Genomic DNA, 16,010 nt, shown 5'->3' with positions numbered 1-16,010 from the left:
GCCAACTCGCCTCATCCTGAGGAGACCGCTGGAAGCGGTCGTCTCGAAGGACGAGGCGCTTGCTCAGGCGGCTCCAAGAGATCATACGCGATAGCCATGCCGGCAAATCGGACATGGCATGCGTTCGCGGGCCGAGCGGGTTCAGGAGACCACCTCTAAAACTGGTATCTCCGCAAGCCTCCATCCACCGGGATCACCGTGCCCGTGATGTAGCGCGCCACCGGTGAGGCCAGGAACACTGCGAGCGCCGCGAGATCCTCCGGCTCGCCCCAATAGCCGACCGGGATCTCTTCCTCCGCGAAGCGCTCGCGATAATCCGGCGGGTAGTTGCGGCGGATCTGCTCGCTCATGATGCGGCCGGGCGGGATGCAGTTGATGGTGACGCCGTGCGCGCCGATCTCGCGCGACAGGCCCTTGGCCCAGGCGTGCACGGCGGCTTTCGCGGCGAAGGCGGCGTTGAGGCCTTCCGGCTCGGACTTGCCGGTGATGTTGACGATGCGGCCCCATTTGCGTTCGATCATCTGCGGCAGCAGCGCATGTGCGATGCGGCGGTAGCTGGTGAAATTCAGCGCGATCGCCTCGTCCCATTTGCTGTCGGGCGCATCGACGGGGAGGGGACGGCTGCCGCCGGCATTGTTGACGAGGATGTCGACATGGCCGAGCTCCTTGATTGCAAACGCCGCGATCCTCTCGGCCGCGTCCTTCGCCATCACGTCCTGCTCGAACGGCGTTATCAGCCCGCCGCCGACCTCTTTCACCAGCTCGGCGAGCAGATCGGTCCGCCGCGCGACGCCAACGACGCGCACGCCTTCGGCAGCAAGGCCCTTGGCGATGGCGCGGCCGATGCCGATGCTTGCGCCCGTGACGACTGCGGTTTTCGATTTGAGCCCGAGGTCCATGGTGACACGCTCTCTTGTTGTTTCTTGGCTGTTGCTTTCGTTTCCTGCCGCGTCCTGTGAGCTTTGCGAATTGCCCGACCGGGACGAGCAGTGGTAACCAAGAGCTTCGGCGAAGGAAACACGAAAAAGAAAAGGCGCGAGTGATGGTCTGGGACCCGCAGCAATATCTGAAATTCTCCGGCCACCGGCTCCGGCCCGCCGTCGACCTGTTGATGCGGATTCCGAATTTCGGCCCACGCGCGATCGCCGATCTTGGCGCCGGCGCCGGCAACGTGACAAAACTGATCAGGGAGCGCTGGCCGGATGCCACCGTGACCGGGGTCGAGGGTTCGGCCGAGATGGTCGCGGCCGGCCGCAAGGCCGCGCCCGACGTGGAATGGTCACATGAAGACCTCGGCCATTGGCGTCCAGCGAAGCAGTATGACCTGATCTATTCCAATGCCGCACTGCACTGGCTGCCCAATCATGCGGCACTGTTTCCGTCGGTGATGGAGAAGGTGACGCGTGGGGGCATGCTTGCGGTGCAGATGCCGCGCAATTTTACCGCGCCGTCGCATGTGCTGATCGGAGAGACCGCGCTGAACGGTCCCTGGCGGTCCAAGGTCGAGCATCTCGTCACCCCGCCGCCGGTCGAAGGGCCGGCCTTCTATCACGACCTGCTCGCGCCGCTCTCGCAGAATATCGACATCTGGGAAACTGAATATCTGCAAGTACTCGAAGGCGAGAACCCGGTGAAGGAGTGGACCAAGGGGACCTGGTTGACGCGCTATCTCGATGTCTTGCAGGGTGATGAAAAGGCTGCGTTCGAAGCCGCCTATGGGATGCGGGTCGCAAAGGCCTACCCGAAGAATGCGGCGGGGCAGACGCTGTTCCCGTTCCGGCGCCTCTTCATAGTCGCCCAGCGCAAAAACTGATGGCACTGCCGCAATGCGGCAAAAGCGCTCGTTTCCTTGGACTGAAGCGGGCGCCGGGTTGCGCATCCGGCAGCGGTCAAGTTAGCTTGGCTGCGGCAAATTGGGCTTAGGTCTAGTTGTTCGGGTGGCGGATTGCTGCCACTACTGACCTGAAAAACAAAAAGACCCAGTTTAAACAGGTTGTTGGGAGGTTACTTCATGCGCAAGCTGCTTCTTGCAGTCGCCGCCACGGCTATTCTGTTGGTCCCTGCCTTCGCCCAGGCCCAGAATCCCATCGTCATCAAGTTCAGCCACGTCGTCGCCAATGACACCCCGAAGGGCAAGGGCGCGCTGAAGTTCAAGGAGCTCGCCGAGAAGTACACCGACGGCAAGGTCAAGGTCGAAGTCTACCCGAACTCCACGCTCTACAAGGACAAGGAGGAGATCGAGGCGCTTCAGCTCGGTTCGGTGCAGATGCTCGCGCCGTCGACCGCGAAATTCGCGCCGCTCGGCGTCAAGGAGTTCGAGGCGCTCGACCTGCCATGGCTGTTCAGGGATGACCAGACCTACGCCAACGCGATGAAGGGCACGGTCGGCAAATGGCTGTTCCAGAAGCTCGAGGCCAAGGGCATCACCGGGCTCGCTTATTGGGACAACGGCTTCCACATGCTCTCCGCCAACCGCCCCTTGCTGAAGCCGACCGATTTCCAGGGGCTTAAATTCCGCATCTCCGGATCGAAGATCGCCGACCAATATCTTCGCATCATGGGTTCGATCCCGCAGATCATGGCGTTCTCCGAAGTCTACCAGGCGCTGCAGACGGGCGTGGTCGACGGCTGCGAGAACACGGCGTCCAACTACCTGACGCAGAAGTTCTACGAGGTGCAGAAGGACATTACCGTGTCCTATCACGCGCATCTGCAATATGCCGTCATCGTCAACGCGAAATTCTGGTCGGGCCTGCCGCCCGACATCCGCACCCAGCTTGACAAGGCGATGGCGGAGGCGACCGACTACACCAACTCGATCGCGCGTCAGGAGAACGAGGACGCGCTGGCCGAGATCAAGAAGCTCGGCAAGACCAATCTGCATTATCTCACCGACGCCGATCGCAAGGCGTGGCAGGAGGCGATGCAGCCGACCTACAAATGGGCGAAGGGACGGGTCGGGCAGGAGGTGCTCGATCTCCTCGCCAAGGAACTCGACGTCAAGATGAACTGACGGCCGCGCCCTACTAAGAACAATAACAACGGTCGGGGGTGATCGCACTCCCGGCCGTTTCGCTCTTGAATGGACGAGCCAATGCTGGGGGGACCAAGTTGCTGCGTGTGCTGAATCGAGTGCTCGATCATCTCGAGGAATGGCTGATCGCGACGATGATCGCGGCTGCGACGTCGCTCATCTTCGTCGCGGTGCTGCATCGTTACGGCGCCGGCCTGTCGATCGATATCGCCAGATGGGCGGAGGCCCGCAATCTGGCCTTCCTCGCCGTTCCCGCGCGCGCGACGTTCAGCTGGCTTGCCTCGCTCGACCTGTCCTGGGCGCAAGAGCTCTGCATCTACATGTTCATCTGGATGGCGAAGTTCGGCGCCGCCTACGGCGTGCGCACCGGCATCCATGTCGGCGTCGACGTGCTCGTCAACATCCTTCCGGGCGGATCGCGCCGCCGCGTCATCACCTTCGGGCTGTTGTGCGGCGCGCTCTTCACCGCCATCGTGAGCTATTTCGGTGCCGCGTTCGTCAGCCAGATGTGGCAGACCGGCCAGCAGTCCAACGATCTCGAAGCGCCGATGTGGGTGGTGTATCTCACCATCCCGCTCGGCTCCGGCTTGATGTGCTTCCGCTTCCTCCAGGTCGCGTGGTCGTTCTACCGCACCGGCGAGCTGCCGCATCACGACATGGCGGGCGTCGAGGGCGTCGAGGCGGACCCGGTGCATCCGGCCCCGGTCACACCCAGCCAGGTCGTCCGGGACGAGCGCAGCCCGCTCGGCTGGATCCTGATGCTGCTGCCGGTCCTGATCGTCGCCCTGTGCTTTGCGCATGCCGGCCACGTCATCACGCTGCCGCATGGCCTGCGCGTCGTCATCGTGTTCGCACTTCTACTCTCGTTGATGCTGACGGGCATGCCGATCTCGATCGCGCTGGGCCTGACCGTGCTCAGCTTCATGTTCACGCTGACCGATGTGCGAACGGAATCGGTGGCGCTGAAGCTGTTCACCGGCATCGAGAATTTCGAGATCATGGCGATCCCGTTCTTCATCCTTGCCGGCAACTTCCTGACTCATGGCGGCGTGGCGCGCCGGATGATCACGTTCGCGACCGCGCTGGTCGGCCATTGGTACGGCGGTCTCGCTTTGTCGGGCGTGGTCGCTTGCGCGCTGTTCGCGGCAATTTCCGGCTCCTCGCCGGCGACCGTGGTGGCGATCGGTTCGGTGATCCTGCCTGCGATGGTCGCGCAAGGGTTTCCGAAGCGGTTCGGGGCGGGGGTGATCACGACATCAGGCTCGCTCGGCATTCTCATTCCGCCGTCGATCCCGATGGTTCTCTACGCCGTCTCCACCAACAGCTCGGTCGGCAAGCTCTTCATCGCCGGCATCGTGCCGGGATTCGTCCTCGCCACGCTGCTCGGCGCCACGACGTTCTATCGTGCCTGGCGCAACGACTATCCGCGGATGCCGAAGGCCACGTTCCTCCAGCGTCTGGATGCGTTCCGCAAGTCGATCTGGGGCATCCTGCTGATCGTGATCGTGATCGGCGGCATCTACAGCGGCTTGTTCACGCCGACCGAAGCTGCCGCCGTCAGCGCGGTCTACGCCTTCATCGTCGCAGTGTTCATCTACAAGGATCTGAAGCTGCGCGACGTGCCGCGGGTGCTGCTGTCATCGGCGAACCTTTCGGCGATGCTGCTCTACATCATCACCAACGCCGTGCTGTTCTCGTTCCTGATGACCTACGAGAACGTGCCGCAGGCGCTGGCGCAATGGATGATCGACCAGGGCTTGGGGTGGATCGGCTTCCTGCTCGTCGTCAACCTGCTGCTGCTGCTGGCGGGCAACGTGATGGAGCCGTCCTCGATCATCCTGATCATGGCGCCGATCCTGTTTCCGGTCGCGGTCAAGCTCGGCATCGATCCGATCCATTTCGGCATCCTGATGACGGTCAACATGGAGGTCGGGCTGTGCCATCCGCCCGTCGGCCTCAATCTCTACGTCGCCTCAGGCATCGCCAAGATGGGCATCACCGAGCTCACGGTCGCGGTGTGGCCGTGGCTCCTGACCATGCTGACGTTCCTGGTGATCGTGACTTATTGGCCCGGCCTGTCGTTGTGGCTGCCGACGCTGCTGGGGATGTAGCGGCTTAACCCCGTCTCGTTCTGGGGAGAGGGCAAATCGTAGCCTGGATGGAGCGCAAGCGTAATCCGGGACTTTCCCGCGTCTGGATCGAAACCCCGGATTGCGCTTCGCTCCATCCGGGCTTCGGTTCGCTCTTTCCTCCGATGGCAATCAACCGCGAGATGCGGTTAGATGGCCGCGACAGGCCGGAGAACAGAAATGACAGAACACAGCAGCGAGCCGAAGAGCGCAACGCCGTCCGTCATCGCGCAACACGAGGCCATGCTGAACGCGCTGCCGTTTTCCGACATGCGGGATTTCGACGACGCGGCGCGCGGCTTTCTCGGCACGATCGAGAACGCGACGGTCACACATCCGCAGGGGCGGACGGTCTGGAGCCTTGCGCCCTATGGCTTCCTCGCCGAGCAAGAAGCGCCGCCCACGGTCAATCCGAGCCTGTGGCGACAATCGCGGCTCAACATGCATCACGGTCTGTTCGAGGTCGTGCCCGGCGTCTATCAGGTGCGCGGGCTCGACATCGCCAACATGACGCTGATCGAGGGCGACAGTGGCGTCATCGTCGTGGATACTCTGACCTCGATCGAGGGCGCGCGCGCTGCGCTCGATCTCTACTTCAGGCATCGTGGCGAGCGCCCGGTCGCGGCCGTCATCTTCACGCACACCCACACCGATCATTGGGGCGGCGCGCGCGGCGTGCTGGAGGAGGATGCGCTGGCGACCAGCCGCGTGCCGGTCATCGCGCCGAACCTGTTCATGGAGCACGCCGTCTCCGAGAACATCATCGCGGGACCGGCGATGCTGCGCCGGGCGCAGTACCAGTTCGGACCGTTCCTCGCCAAGGGCGCGCGCGGGCAGGTGGATTGCGGCCTCGGCAAGTCAATGGCGGCAGGCTCGGTCGCGCTGCTGCGCCCGACCGATTTGATCATGGCCACCGGCGAGACGCGCGTCATCGACGGCGTCGAGTTCGAATTCCAGATGGCGCCCAACAGCGAAGCGCCGGCGGAGATGCATTTCTTCGTCCCGCGCTACAGGCTTCTGAACCTCGCCGAGAACTGCACCCACAATTTCCACAATCTGCTGCCGTTCCGCGGCGCCGATGTGCGCGACGCGCTGGCCTGGTCGAAATATCTGGGCGAGGCCCTGCTGCTCTGGGACGGCAAGGCCGAGGCGATGTGCGGCCAGCATCACTGGCCGGTGTGGGGGAGGGATCGGATCGGCACCATGATCCGGCAGCAGCGCGACCTCTACAAATTCGCGCACGACCAGACCATCCGCCTGATGAACCACGGCCTCACCGCCGCCGAGATCGCCGAAACGATCCAGCTGCCGAAGAGCCTGGAAGCCGCCTGGCACGGCCGCGGCTATTACGGCCACATCCGGCATAACGTGAAGGCGATCTACCAGAAATATCTCGGCTGGTACGACGCCAATCCGGTCAATCTCGACCCGCTGCCGCCGGTTGAATCAGGCAGGAAGTATGTCGAGTACATGGGTGGCGCGGATGCCATTCTGGCGCGGGCGCGGACGGATTTCGACAAGGGCGAGTTTCGTTTCATCGCGCAAGCGCTCGGCCATCTCGTCTTCGCCGAGCCGGACAATCAGGCGGCGCGCGCGTTGCTGGCGGATACGCTCGAGCAGCTCGGTTATGCCGCCGAAAGCGCGACCTGGCGCAACGCCTATCTGTTCGGCGCCCAGGAATTGCGCCAGGGCATGCCGAAGGTGTCGGCGCGCCCGCCGATGCCGCGCGAGACGCTGGCCGCATTGCGCACCTCGCAGCTCTGGGACGTGCTCGGCATTCGCCTCAACGGCCCGAAAGCGGAAGGCAAGCACATCGTGCTGAACTGGAGTTTTTCCGACACCGGCGAGACCTTCGTTCTCAATCTGGAGAACTCTGCGCTGACCTACACCGAGGGCGTGCAGGCGGACGGCGCCGATGCCAGCTTCACGCTGGCGCGCTCGACGCTCGACGAGGTCATCGCGAAACAGACCAGCTTTCCGGAGGCGGTCGCCGCCGGCAAGATCAAGCTCTCAGGCAATCCGATGCGGCTCGCCGAGCTGATGGGCCTGATGGACGAATTCCCGCGCATGTTCGAGATCGTCGAGCCGAAGCGGACGGGCGTGGTGTAGGGAAGCGCGGTGTCGGCTTCTTCCCTTATCCCCTTGTGGGAGAAGGTGGCGCGAAGCGCCGGATGAGGGGTCTCTTTCCACGGAGAAACTTTTCTATGCGGAAGCAACCCCTCACCCAAGCGACTGTGCCGCTTGGTTCTTGAGCCCTCTCCCACAAGGGGAGAGGGCACTTCCACTGGCGGTGTAGAAAATCTACTCCGCGCTGCTCACCAGCTTGATCCGCGGTGCTTGTTCCTCGGTCAGGCTGCGATACGCCGCGAGATAGTCCAGTGCCATGCGCCGCGCCGTGAAGCGCGTCTCGAACTGCTTGCGGATCGCGGCGCGGTCGAGCTGCGGCAGGCGCTTGATCACGCCTGCCGCGCTGATGACGTCCTCGACCACGAAGCCGGTCAAGCCTTCGTCGATGATCTCCGGCACCGAGCCGCGGTTGAAGGCGACGACCGGCGTTCCGCAGGCCATGGCTTCGATCATCACGAGGCCGAACGGCTCCGGCCAGTCGATCGGCAGCAAGAGGCCGAGCGCGCCGCTCAGGAAGTCCGATTTCTCGTGATCGCTGATCTCGCCGATGAACTCCACCAGGGGATTGTTCTCGATCATCGGCCGGATCAGCTCGTCATAGTAATCCTGGTCGGCGCGATCGACCTTGGCGGCGATCTTCAGCGGGATGCCGCAATGGGTCGCGATCTTGATGGCGCGGTCGACACCTTTCTCCGGCGCGATGCGGCCGAGCACGGCGAGATATTCTTGGCGAGCCGGCTTCGGCGTCAGCAGGTTCTCCGGCAGGCCGTGGTGGATCGTCGTCACCCAGCTTGCCTGCGGCACCGGGCGGCGCTGCGCATTGGAGATCGAAATGACGGGCATCTTGGTGAAGGTGTTGAAGACCGGCTGGTGCTCCGGCAGGTCCAGCCGGCCGTGCAGCGTGGTCACGAACGGCGTCGGCTGCCGGTGGAAGAGCGACCACGGGTAATAGTCCAGATGGAAGTGGAGGAAGTCGAACTCCTCATCGTCACATTTCTGCCGCACCCGCTCCAGGAGCACCATGTGCAGCGCATTGGGATCGCGCACGGAACCGTCGAGACGGAGCGCCCGCGGCCATAACGCATCCAGCTTTCCCGAGGTTTGCGAGTCGCCGCTGGCGAACAGCGTCACATCGTGTCCAAGGGCCACCAGCTCTTCCGTCAACCAATGCACCACCCGCTCGGTGCCGCCATACAGCTTGGGTGGAACAGCCTCCGTCAACGGAGCAACCTGCGCGATGCGCATCTCACCATCTCCTTTGTGCGATCATGATCGAAGAGCCCCCGCCAGTACGGCACCGGCAATGCCAGACAAGGGAACGTTCCCGCACTTGCGAAGTTCCTTCCTCCAAACGTTACATATTCGACACGTCCGGGGCTGTCTCGATGCTGCCATCACATCTTCTCAGATCGTCCGCATCCGCATGTCGTGATCGCCCCGCCCGGGAACCGAGGCGAAGCGGTCGATGTTCAGTTCGATCAGTAAACAACATCCGAAAATCATCACGACGGGGTCGGTAGCCACATGGATCAGCTTTCTGGATACGCGCGCAGGCCATTTGCTTTTGTCCTGCGCTATCTCCGGCGTCGTCTTGCGTCGCATCTGGTGATCCTGACCGCTGTCGTGGCAGCCGTTGCCTGCTCCGTGGGCACGCAGTATGGCGTCAAATCCCTGGTCGATAGTCTGTCCGCCGGACCATCACATGGTGGCAGCGTATGGCTGGCATTCATTTTACTCATGTCGCTGATCACCGCCGACAACTTCCTGTGGCGGGTCGCGAGCTGGACGGCGAGCTTCACCTTCGTCCGGGTCACGGGTGATTTACGCCGTGACATATTTCGTCATCTGACCGGTCACGCGCCGAGCTACTTCTCCGATCGCATGCCGGGCATGCTGACGAGCCGCATCACGGCGACCTCGAACGCGGTGTTCACGGTCGAGAACATGTTCGTCTGGAACGTGCTGCCGCCCTGCATTGCCACAGTTGCGGCAATCATGCTGATTGGAACCGTGAGTCCCTATATGGCGCTCGGCCTGATCGTGATCGCGGGTGGCATGGTGATCGCGATGTTCCACCTGGCCGCCGCCGGCAAGCCGCTGCATGACGATTTCGCCGACAAGGCCGCGGTGGTCGACGGCGAGATGATCGACGTGATCAGCAACATGCCGCTGGTGCGCGCTTTCTGCGGCATCAGCCACGAGCATGAGCGCTTCGATGCGACGGTGAACCGGGAGCTCACCGCGCGCGGCCGCAGCCTGCGCTATCTGGAGAAGCTGCGGCTCACGCATGCCGGCGTGACCGTCGTGCTGACGGTGGCGCTGATGGCCTGGGCGATCACGTTGTGGCAGCGGGGTGAGGCGACCACCGGCGACGTCGTGCTGGTCTGCACCCTTGGCCTATCCATTCTCAATGCCACGCGCGACCTCGCGGTGGCGCTGGTCGACGTCACCCAGCACGTCGCGCGGCTGACCGAGGCGATCGCCACGCTGCTGGTGCCGCACGAACTGCGCGATCACCCCGAGGCCGAGCCCCTCGTCAAGAGCGGCGCCGCGATCGCGTACAACAACGTCACCTTCGGCTATCCCGGCGGCGAGAAGATCTTTGAGCGGTTCAGCCTGCGCCTGCAGCCCGGCCAGCGCGTCGGTCTGGTCGGCCAGTCCGGCGGCGGCAAATCGACGCTGTTCACGCTGCTCCAGCGCTTCTACGATACCGACGAGGGCAGCATCACCATCGACGGACAGGACATCTCGAAGGTGACGCAGCTGAGCCTGCGCGAGGCGATCTCGGTCGTGCCGCAGGATATCTCCTTGTTTCATCGTTCCATCCGCGAGAATATCCGCTATGGTCGCCCGAACGCGACCGATGACGAGGTGTTGCGCGCGGCGATCGCGGCGCGCTGCGATTTCGTCGAGAGCCTGCCCGACGGCCTCGACACCATGGTCGGCGACCGCGGTGTGAAGATGTCGGGCGGCCAGCGCCAACGCATCGCGATTGCGCGCGCCTTCCTCAAGGACGCGCCGATCCTGCTGCTCGACGAGGCGACCGCAGCGCTTGACAGCGAATCCGAGGAGGCGATCCGCGAGGCGCTGTCGCGGCTGATGCGCGGCCGCACGGTGATTGCGATTGCGCACCGTCTGGCGACGCTGCGCAATTTTGATCGCGTGGTGGTGCTCAAGGCCGGTAAGATCATCGAGGACGGCGCGCCCGACCGGCTGATGCAGGCTCACGGTCCCTACCGTGAACTGGTGACGCAGGAGATGAGCCGGCTCTCGAAGTTCGCCGCGTAGATCCAGCAGTCGCGTTCGTTGGTTGCGTTTCGAATCAAGGCGCAGGGGAGCAGCTCATGGCAGCCGAAACCGTAACCCAGATCATTTCGATATCGCAGACGGCCGAAGCCGTCGCGGAGCAGACGTTCTACATTCCGATGACGGGACCCGCCGCCCGGCCGCGGCGGTCCCTCAAGCACGACGATACCTTCATCGTTCTCGACAGCCATGGCGACATCGGCGCTTCGGCGGGCGGGCCGGACGGGCTGTTTCACCACGACACGCGCTATCTGGCGCGGCTGGAGCTCGTGCTCGACGATCTCCAGCCGCTGCTGCTCGGCTCGAATCTGCGCGACGACAATTCGGCGTTGACAGTCGATCTGACCAATCCCGACATCTACCGTCAGGGCCGCCTCGTGTTCCAAAAGGATCTGCTGCACATCGTGCGCACGATCTTCCTGTGGCGCGGTGCCGCCTATCAACGCATCGGCGTGCAGAACCACGGCGACGCGCGCGCCAGCTTCGAGTTGACGCTGCTGTTCGACAACGACTTCGCCGACCTGTTCGAGGTCCGCGGCGAGCGGCGCCCGCGCCGCGGGACGGGCACGAGCCGGCTGCTAGGCCCGACCGACGTGTTGTTCGGGTATCGCGGCCTCGACGACGCCGAGCGCACCACCGGCCTGCATTTCGACCCGCGCCCGACGCGGCTGTCAGTCAATGCCGCGACATGGCAGCTCGAGCTCGACCCGCACGAGGCGAGATCGCTGTTCGTCGCCGTCTCCTGCAACCGGCCGGTGACGGAAAAGCCGGCGCGGTTCTTCCAGGGCCTCCTGGCGCACCGCCGCGAGATGCGGCGGTCGACCATGGGCGCCGCAAGCATCGAGACCTCCAACAACATCTTCAACGAGGTGCTGTGCCAGGCCATGGCCGACCTCAACATGCTGATGACGGAGACCCCGCAGGGGCGTTATCCCTATGCCGGCATACCCTGGTACTCGACGACTTTCGGCCGCGACGGCCTGATCACTGCGCTACAGATGCTCTGGGTCGATCCGCGCGTCGCCAGGGGCGTGCTCAGACGGCTCGCGCATTTCCAGGCGAAGGCGATCGATCCGCTCGCCGACGCCGCGCCCGGAAAGATCCTGCACGAGATGCGCGGCGGCGAGATGGCGGCGCTGGGCGAGGTGCCGTTCTCCCAATATTACGGCAGCGTCGATTCGACCGCGCTGTTCGTCCTGCTCGCCGGAAGCTATTTCGAGCGCACTGGAGACGAGGCCACGTTGATCGAGCTGTGGCCGGCGATCGAAGCGGGCCTCGCCTGGATCGACGGTCCTGGCGATCCCGATCAGGACGGCTTCGTCGAATACCAGCGCGCGACGGAGAAGGGGCTGGCCAACCAGGGCTGGAAGGATTCCTACGACGCGATCTTCCATGCCGACGGCCAGCTCGCGGAAGGCAACATCGCGCTCGCCGAGGTCCAGGGCTACGTCTACGCGGCCAAGCAGCTCGCCGCGCGCTGCGCGCTGCGGCTCGGCAAGCCGGACCGCGTGCGCCAGCTCGAGGCCGAAGCCAAGGCGCTGGCCGAGCGCTTCGAGAAGGCGTTCTGGTGCGAGGAGCTCGGCACCTATGCGCTCGCCCTCGACGGCAGGAAGCGCCCCTGCAAGGTGCGGACCTCGAATGCCGGGCAGGTGCTGTTCAGCGGCATGATCCGCGAGGATCGCGCCCGTCTCGTCGCCGCCGATCTGATGCGGCCGCATTTCTACTCGGGCTGGGGCATCCGCACCGTCGCGCAGAGCGAGGTGCGCTACAACCCGATGTCCTATCATGACGGCTCGATCTGGCCGCACGACAACGCGCTGATCGCGCTCGGGCTCGCGCGCTACGGCCTCAAGCATTCGGTGGCGCATGTCTTCAAGGGGCTGTTCGACGCGGCGACCTATATGGACCTGCGCCGGCTGCCCGAATTGTTCTGCGGCTTCCGGCGCGAGAAGCGGCGCGGCCCGACGCTCTATCCGGTCGCCTGCGCACCGCAGGCCTGGGCCAGCGCGACGCCGTTCACGCTGCTGGAGGCGGCGCTGGGCATCGAGTTCGACGTGGCACGCTGTGAGATTCGCCTGCGCAATCCGCATCTGCCGACGTTCCTGAACGAGGTGATCCTGCGCGATCTGCGTCTGGGCGGGTCCAGCGTGGATCTGCGCGTCAGCCGCCACGGCGACGACGTGGCGCTGGAGGTGTTGCGCACGCGCGGCCAGATCCAGGTCTCGATCGTGCTGGCGCGCTAGCGGCGCGCCGTGAGGAGGGTGCGATGCGTGCGATCGGAGCACTGATCCTGGGCATAGCCATCGTCTCGGGCCTGGCGGTGGCGACCTCGCGCGCCGCGGAGGATCAGCCCGCGGGCGCGAGCGAAGCGAATGCGCCGCCGACGGCACAGCCGCCGGCCTCGACCGTTCCGGTCACCCCCAAGGATGCCGCCCCGCCGCCCTCGGTGACCATCATCGGCGCAAGCGAGGCGCATGGCGTCCTCGGCCGCGACGTGCGCAGCGCCGCCGGCGAAGACATGGGCCGCATCGTCGACGTCATCGTCGATCGCACCGGCCATGTGCGCGCGGCGGCGATCGATTTCGGCGGCTTCCTCGGCGTCGGCAGCCGCAAGATCGTGGTGGACTGGAACGCGCTGCGCTTCGGCAAGATCGCCAACAAGAAGGACAGCATCACGCTGGAATTGACCAAGGCGCAGGTCGCGGCGGCGCCGGAATACAAGGAAGACACGCCGATCGTCGTGCTCGGCGCGTCCGGCAGCCTTCAACCGCTGCAAGCGATTCAGTGAGGTGCCCGGAGGGCTGACCGCCTGTGCTGTTGTCGAGAAAGCCGAAACATGCAGATCGCGACGGCCGCGTTGAGCAGAACAACGTCGCCGCGTCGCCGGCTGCAGGCCTTCCGGCACCGTCGCGCCAGAGCCTGCGCGGGCTCGACTGGTTCGTCTTCTTCCTTGCCGATGTGCAGACCGGATTCGGTCCGTTCATCGCGGTTTATCTGACGACGCAGAAATGGACCCAGGTCGAGATCGGCCTCGTGCTGTCGATCGGTGGCATCGTCGCCCTGATCGGGCAGATGCCGGGCGGCGCGATCATCGATGCGGCAAAATCGGAACGGCTGGTGGCCGCCCTTGCGATTGCCACCATCGGCTGCTGCGCGCTTGCCTACGCCGCGATGCCGATCTTCCCCGTCGTGGTGACCGCCGCCACCCTGCATGCGATGGCGAGTTGCGTGCTGGGGCCGGCGATTGCCGCGATCAGCCTCGGCCTGGTCGGCCCGCTCGCGATCGGCGAGCGCCTCGGCCGCAATGCCCGCTTTGCCTCGCTCGGCAACGGCGTTGCGGCGGCGGTGATGGGCACTGCCGGGTACCTGCTCTCGAGCCGCTCGGTCTTCCTGGTCACCTTCCTGCTCGCGATCCCGACCCTGATCGCGCTTTCGCGCATCCGCGAGCACGAGGTCGACATTAGACGCTGTCACGGCGAGATGCCGCCTGAGGCCGCCGATCGCGGCGACACCAATGTCTGGCACCTGATCCGGCAGCGTCCGCTGATCGTGTTCGCGCTGAGCGTGCTCTTGTTGCAGCTCGCGAACGCCGCAATGATGCCGCTGATGGCGAGCGCGGTGACGGCGCGGTCGAGCCAGTGGGCGACGGTGCTCGTCGCCTTTTGCATCGTCGTTCCGCAAGCGATCGTGGCGCTGCTGTCGCCGACCATCGGGCGCAAGGCGCAACTCTGGGGCCGGCGGCCGCTGCTCCTGATCGGATTCGGCGCGCTGACGATTCGCGGCCTGTTGTTCGCAACCGTGCGCGATCCCTATCTGCTCGTGCTGGTGCAGGTGTTCGACGGCCTCACCGCGGCCGTGTTCGCGGTGATGATTCCGCTGATCGTCGCCGACGTCGCCTTCGGCAGCGGTCACTTCAACCTGGCGCAGGGCATCGTCGGCACGGCGACCGGCATCGGTGCGTCCTTGAGCACCGCGCTTGGCGGCTATGTCAGCGACAAGTTCGGCAACGCCACCGCCTTCATCGGACTGTCCGGCATCGCCGCGATGGGGCTTCTGCTGATTCTGTTCGTGATGCCCGAGACGCGGCGCGCGGGTATGATCGCGGCCAAAGAGATGGCCGGCTGACGAATTCAGCCGGCCAAGGAAAAGTCGAGTGGGTGGGGAGGAGGTCGTCGAAATCAGGCGTCCAGATTGTGCAGGCGCTGGCGGTTGCGCAGCACGATTTGGCGCGCGCCCGAGAAGCCCAGGATGCCCTGGGTGTGAAGCTGCGACAGCGCACGCGACACGGTCTCGAGCGTGAGGCCGAGATAGTCGCCGATGTCGCGGCGGCACATCGGCAGCGCCATCATGCCAGCAACGGCGAGGCGGCGGTCCATTTCGAGCAGGAAGGTCGCAACGCGCTCCATCGCGGTCTTGCGCCCCAGCAGCAGCATGTGGTCCTCGGCGTGGCGCAGCTCGGAAGCCGTCATGGCCCAGAGCTTGCGGGCGACCTGGACGTCGATGCCGGCGGCCTTCTCGAGGCTGGCGCGCTTCACGAGGCGCACGGTGGTGTCGATGATGGCTTCGGCGGCGAGGCGGTGACTGGCGCCGGATTCGAGCCCGAACACGTCGCCGGGAAGATGGAAGGCGCCGATCTGGCGGCGGCCGTCGGAGAGAAGCTTGTAGCTGCGCACCGCGCCGGTGATGACCTGATAGACATATTCGGCCGGCTCGTCCTCGCCATAGATCTCCTCGTCCTTGCGGTAGGAGAACTCCGTGGCGACGAGGCCGACATGGCCCGTGATCGCGCCGAACTGGTCGGTGACGGGATGGGCAGGAGCAATCTTGCCACCAATCTGGGTATTGATTGCCTTGGTGTTGATCGTCTGGGTCAGCATCTGCGCCATCTCCGTTGTGATGACGCATTGGTACGCGGTATCGGGGGCTTCGAAAATTTCGAGCGATATCTTAAGGGGGTTGCCTTACGTAGAATCCCGTAGGTCAGGCGCGGGGGTGGTCCTGGATGGCGCGGCGGATGCGCTTGAGCAGGTTTTCGTCGAGAAGCGGCTTCAGGACCACGTCTTTCACCCCCGCCGCGGCCGCCCGGGCCGAGATGTTCTCGTCCGGATAGCCGGTGATCAGGATCACGGGGGTCTCGCTGTCGGACTGGCGCAGCCGGCCGGCGAGCTCGATGCCGTTGATGTCGGGCATCTTGTAGTCGATCACGTAGCAGTCCGCGCCCGGAGCACCGCTCGCGTTGAGCAGGGCCGTGCCGCTCCTGAAGGTCCGCACGGCAAAGCCGTCGGTCTCCAGTAGGAACCGCAGGGATCCCAGGACGGCGGCATCGTCGTCGACCACATAGACGGTGGGTTTTGTGGGAGACGACGGCCGCGCATGGTGTGAGCTGACCTCGATCATGCTGCTTGACTAGCACG

13 protein-coding genes and 1 pseudogene are annotated in these 16,010 nt (G+C 64.7%); 9 read left to right on the top strand and 5 right to left on the bottom strand.

All coding sequences use genetic code 11. The features are described from left to right. Positions 1 to 155: 155 nt before the first annotated feature. Positions 156 to 899 (bottom strand): SDR family NAD(P)-dependent oxidoreductase, encoded by a 744-nt coding sequence (locus tag ACR9YP_RS33980; RefSeq protein ID WP_438110186.1) that lies wholly within the window; start codon positions 897 to 899, stop codon positions 156 to 158. A gap of 143 nt (positions 900 to 1,042) precedes the next feature. Between ACR9YP_RS33980 and ACR9YP_RS33975 the strand changes: the two genes are divergently transcribed. The 5 genes and pseudogenes from ACR9YP_RS33975 (at position 1,043) to ACR9YP_RS33955 (ending at position 7,272) form a co-directional block, all read left to right on the top strand. Then, positions 1,043 to 1,813: a methyltransferase domain-containing protein gene (locus tag ACR9YP_RS33975; RefSeq protein ID WP_438110184.1), complete on the top strand. Its 771-nt coding sequence runs from the start codon at positions 1,043 to 1,045 to the stop codon at positions 1,811 to 1,813. Between the two features lie 198 nt (positions 1,814 to 2,011). Further along, positions 2,012 to 3,013: a DctP family TRAP transporter solute-binding subunit gene (locus ACR9YP_RS33970; protein WP_438110182.1), complete on the top strand. Its 1,002-nt coding sequence runs from the start codon at positions 2,012 to 2,014 to the stop codon at positions 3,011 to 3,013. A 155-nt stretch (positions 3,014 to 3,168) separates the two neighbouring features. Then, positions 3,169 to 3,648: pseudogene (locus ACR9YP_RS33965) on the top strand (TRAP transporter small permease); the annotation flags it as partial. 216 nt (positions 3,649 to 3,864) lie between these two features. After that, a complete protein-coding gene (locus ACR9YP_RS33960; RefSeq protein WP_245471180.1) occupies positions 3,865 to 5,145 on the top strand; it encodes a TRAP transporter large permease in 1,281 nt (426 codons plus the stop codon). Between the two features lie 198 nt (positions 5,146 to 5,343). Next, positions 5,344 to 7,272: an alkyl/aryl-sulfatase gene (locus ACR9YP_RS33955; protein ID WP_438110180.1), complete on the top strand. Its 1,929-nt coding sequence runs from the start codon at positions 5,344 to 5,346 to the stop codon at positions 7,270 to 7,272. Between the two features lie 192 nt (positions 7,273 to 7,464). On the opposite strand, the gene ACR9YP_RS33950 is transcribed toward ACR9YP_RS33955, so the two are convergent. Both ACR9YP_RS33950 and ACR9YP_RS33945 read right to left on the bottom strand, forming a co-directional pair. After that, positions 7,465 to 8,535 (bottom strand): glycosyltransferase family 4 protein, encoded by a 1,071-nt coding sequence (locus ACR9YP_RS33950; protein ID WP_091892693.1) that lies wholly within the window; start codon positions 8,533 to 8,535, stop codon positions 7,465 to 7,467. A 159-nt stretch (positions 8,536 to 8,694) separates the two neighbouring features. After that, on the bottom strand, positions 8,695 to 8,892 hold the full coding sequence (locus ACR9YP_RS33945; protein ID WP_438110927.1) for a hypothetical protein: 198 nt from the start codon (positions 8,890 to 8,892) through the stop codon (positions 8,695 to 8,697). Between ACR9YP_RS33945 and ACR9YP_RS33940 the strand changes: the two genes are divergently transcribed. The 4 genes from ACR9YP_RS33940 to ACR9YP_RS33925 are packed head-to-tail and all read left to right on the top strand — an operon-like array spanning position 8,815 to position 14,721. After that, positions 8,815 to 10,578 (top strand): ABC transporter ATP-binding protein, encoded by a 1,764-nt coding sequence (locus ACR9YP_RS33940; protein WP_438110178.1) that lies wholly within the window; start codon positions 8,815 to 8,817, stop codon positions 10,576 to 10,578. The two genes, ACR9YP_RS33945 and ACR9YP_RS33940, sit on opposite strands and share 78 nt — an antisense overlap. 56 nt (positions 10,579 to 10,634) lie before the next feature. Beyond that, a complete protein-coding gene (locus ACR9YP_RS33935; protein WP_438110176.1) occupies positions 10,635 to 12,839 on the top strand; it encodes an amylo-alpha-1,6-glucosidase in 2,205 nt (734 codons plus the stop codon). Positions 12,840 to 12,862: 23 nt separating this feature from the next. Next, on the top strand, positions 12,863 to 13,384 hold the full coding sequence (locus ACR9YP_RS33930; RefSeq protein ID WP_165405311.1) for a PRC-barrel domain-containing protein: 522 nt from the start codon (positions 12,863 to 12,865) through the stop codon (positions 13,382 to 13,384). 23 nt (positions 13,385 to 13,407) lie between these two features. Further along, a complete protein-coding gene (locus ACR9YP_RS33925) occupies positions 13,408 to 14,721 on the top strand; it encodes an MFS transporter (protein ID WP_438110174.1) in 1,314 nt (437 codons plus the stop codon). A gap of 53 nt (positions 14,722 to 14,774) precedes the next feature. Here the strand turns inward: ACR9YP_RS33925 and ACR9YP_RS33920 are convergent, their stop codons facing one another. After that, positions 14,775 to 15,473 (bottom strand): helix-turn-helix domain-containing protein, encoded by a 699-nt coding sequence (locus ACR9YP_RS33920; protein WP_176945822.1) that lies wholly within the window; start codon positions 15,471 to 15,473, stop codon positions 14,775 to 14,777. Positions 15,474 to 15,576: 103 nt separating this feature from the next. Continuing rightward, entirely contained in the window at positions 15,577 to 15,993 is a 417-nt protein-coding gene (locus ACR9YP_RS33915) for a response regulator (protein WP_438110172.1), read from the bottom strand. Between the last annotated feature and the right edge of the window lie 17 nt (positions 15,994 to 16,010).

Source organism: Bradyrhizobium sp. BR14999 (assembly GCF_056106085.1).
This window is presented reverse-complemented; position numbering and strand designations above follow the sequence as displayed.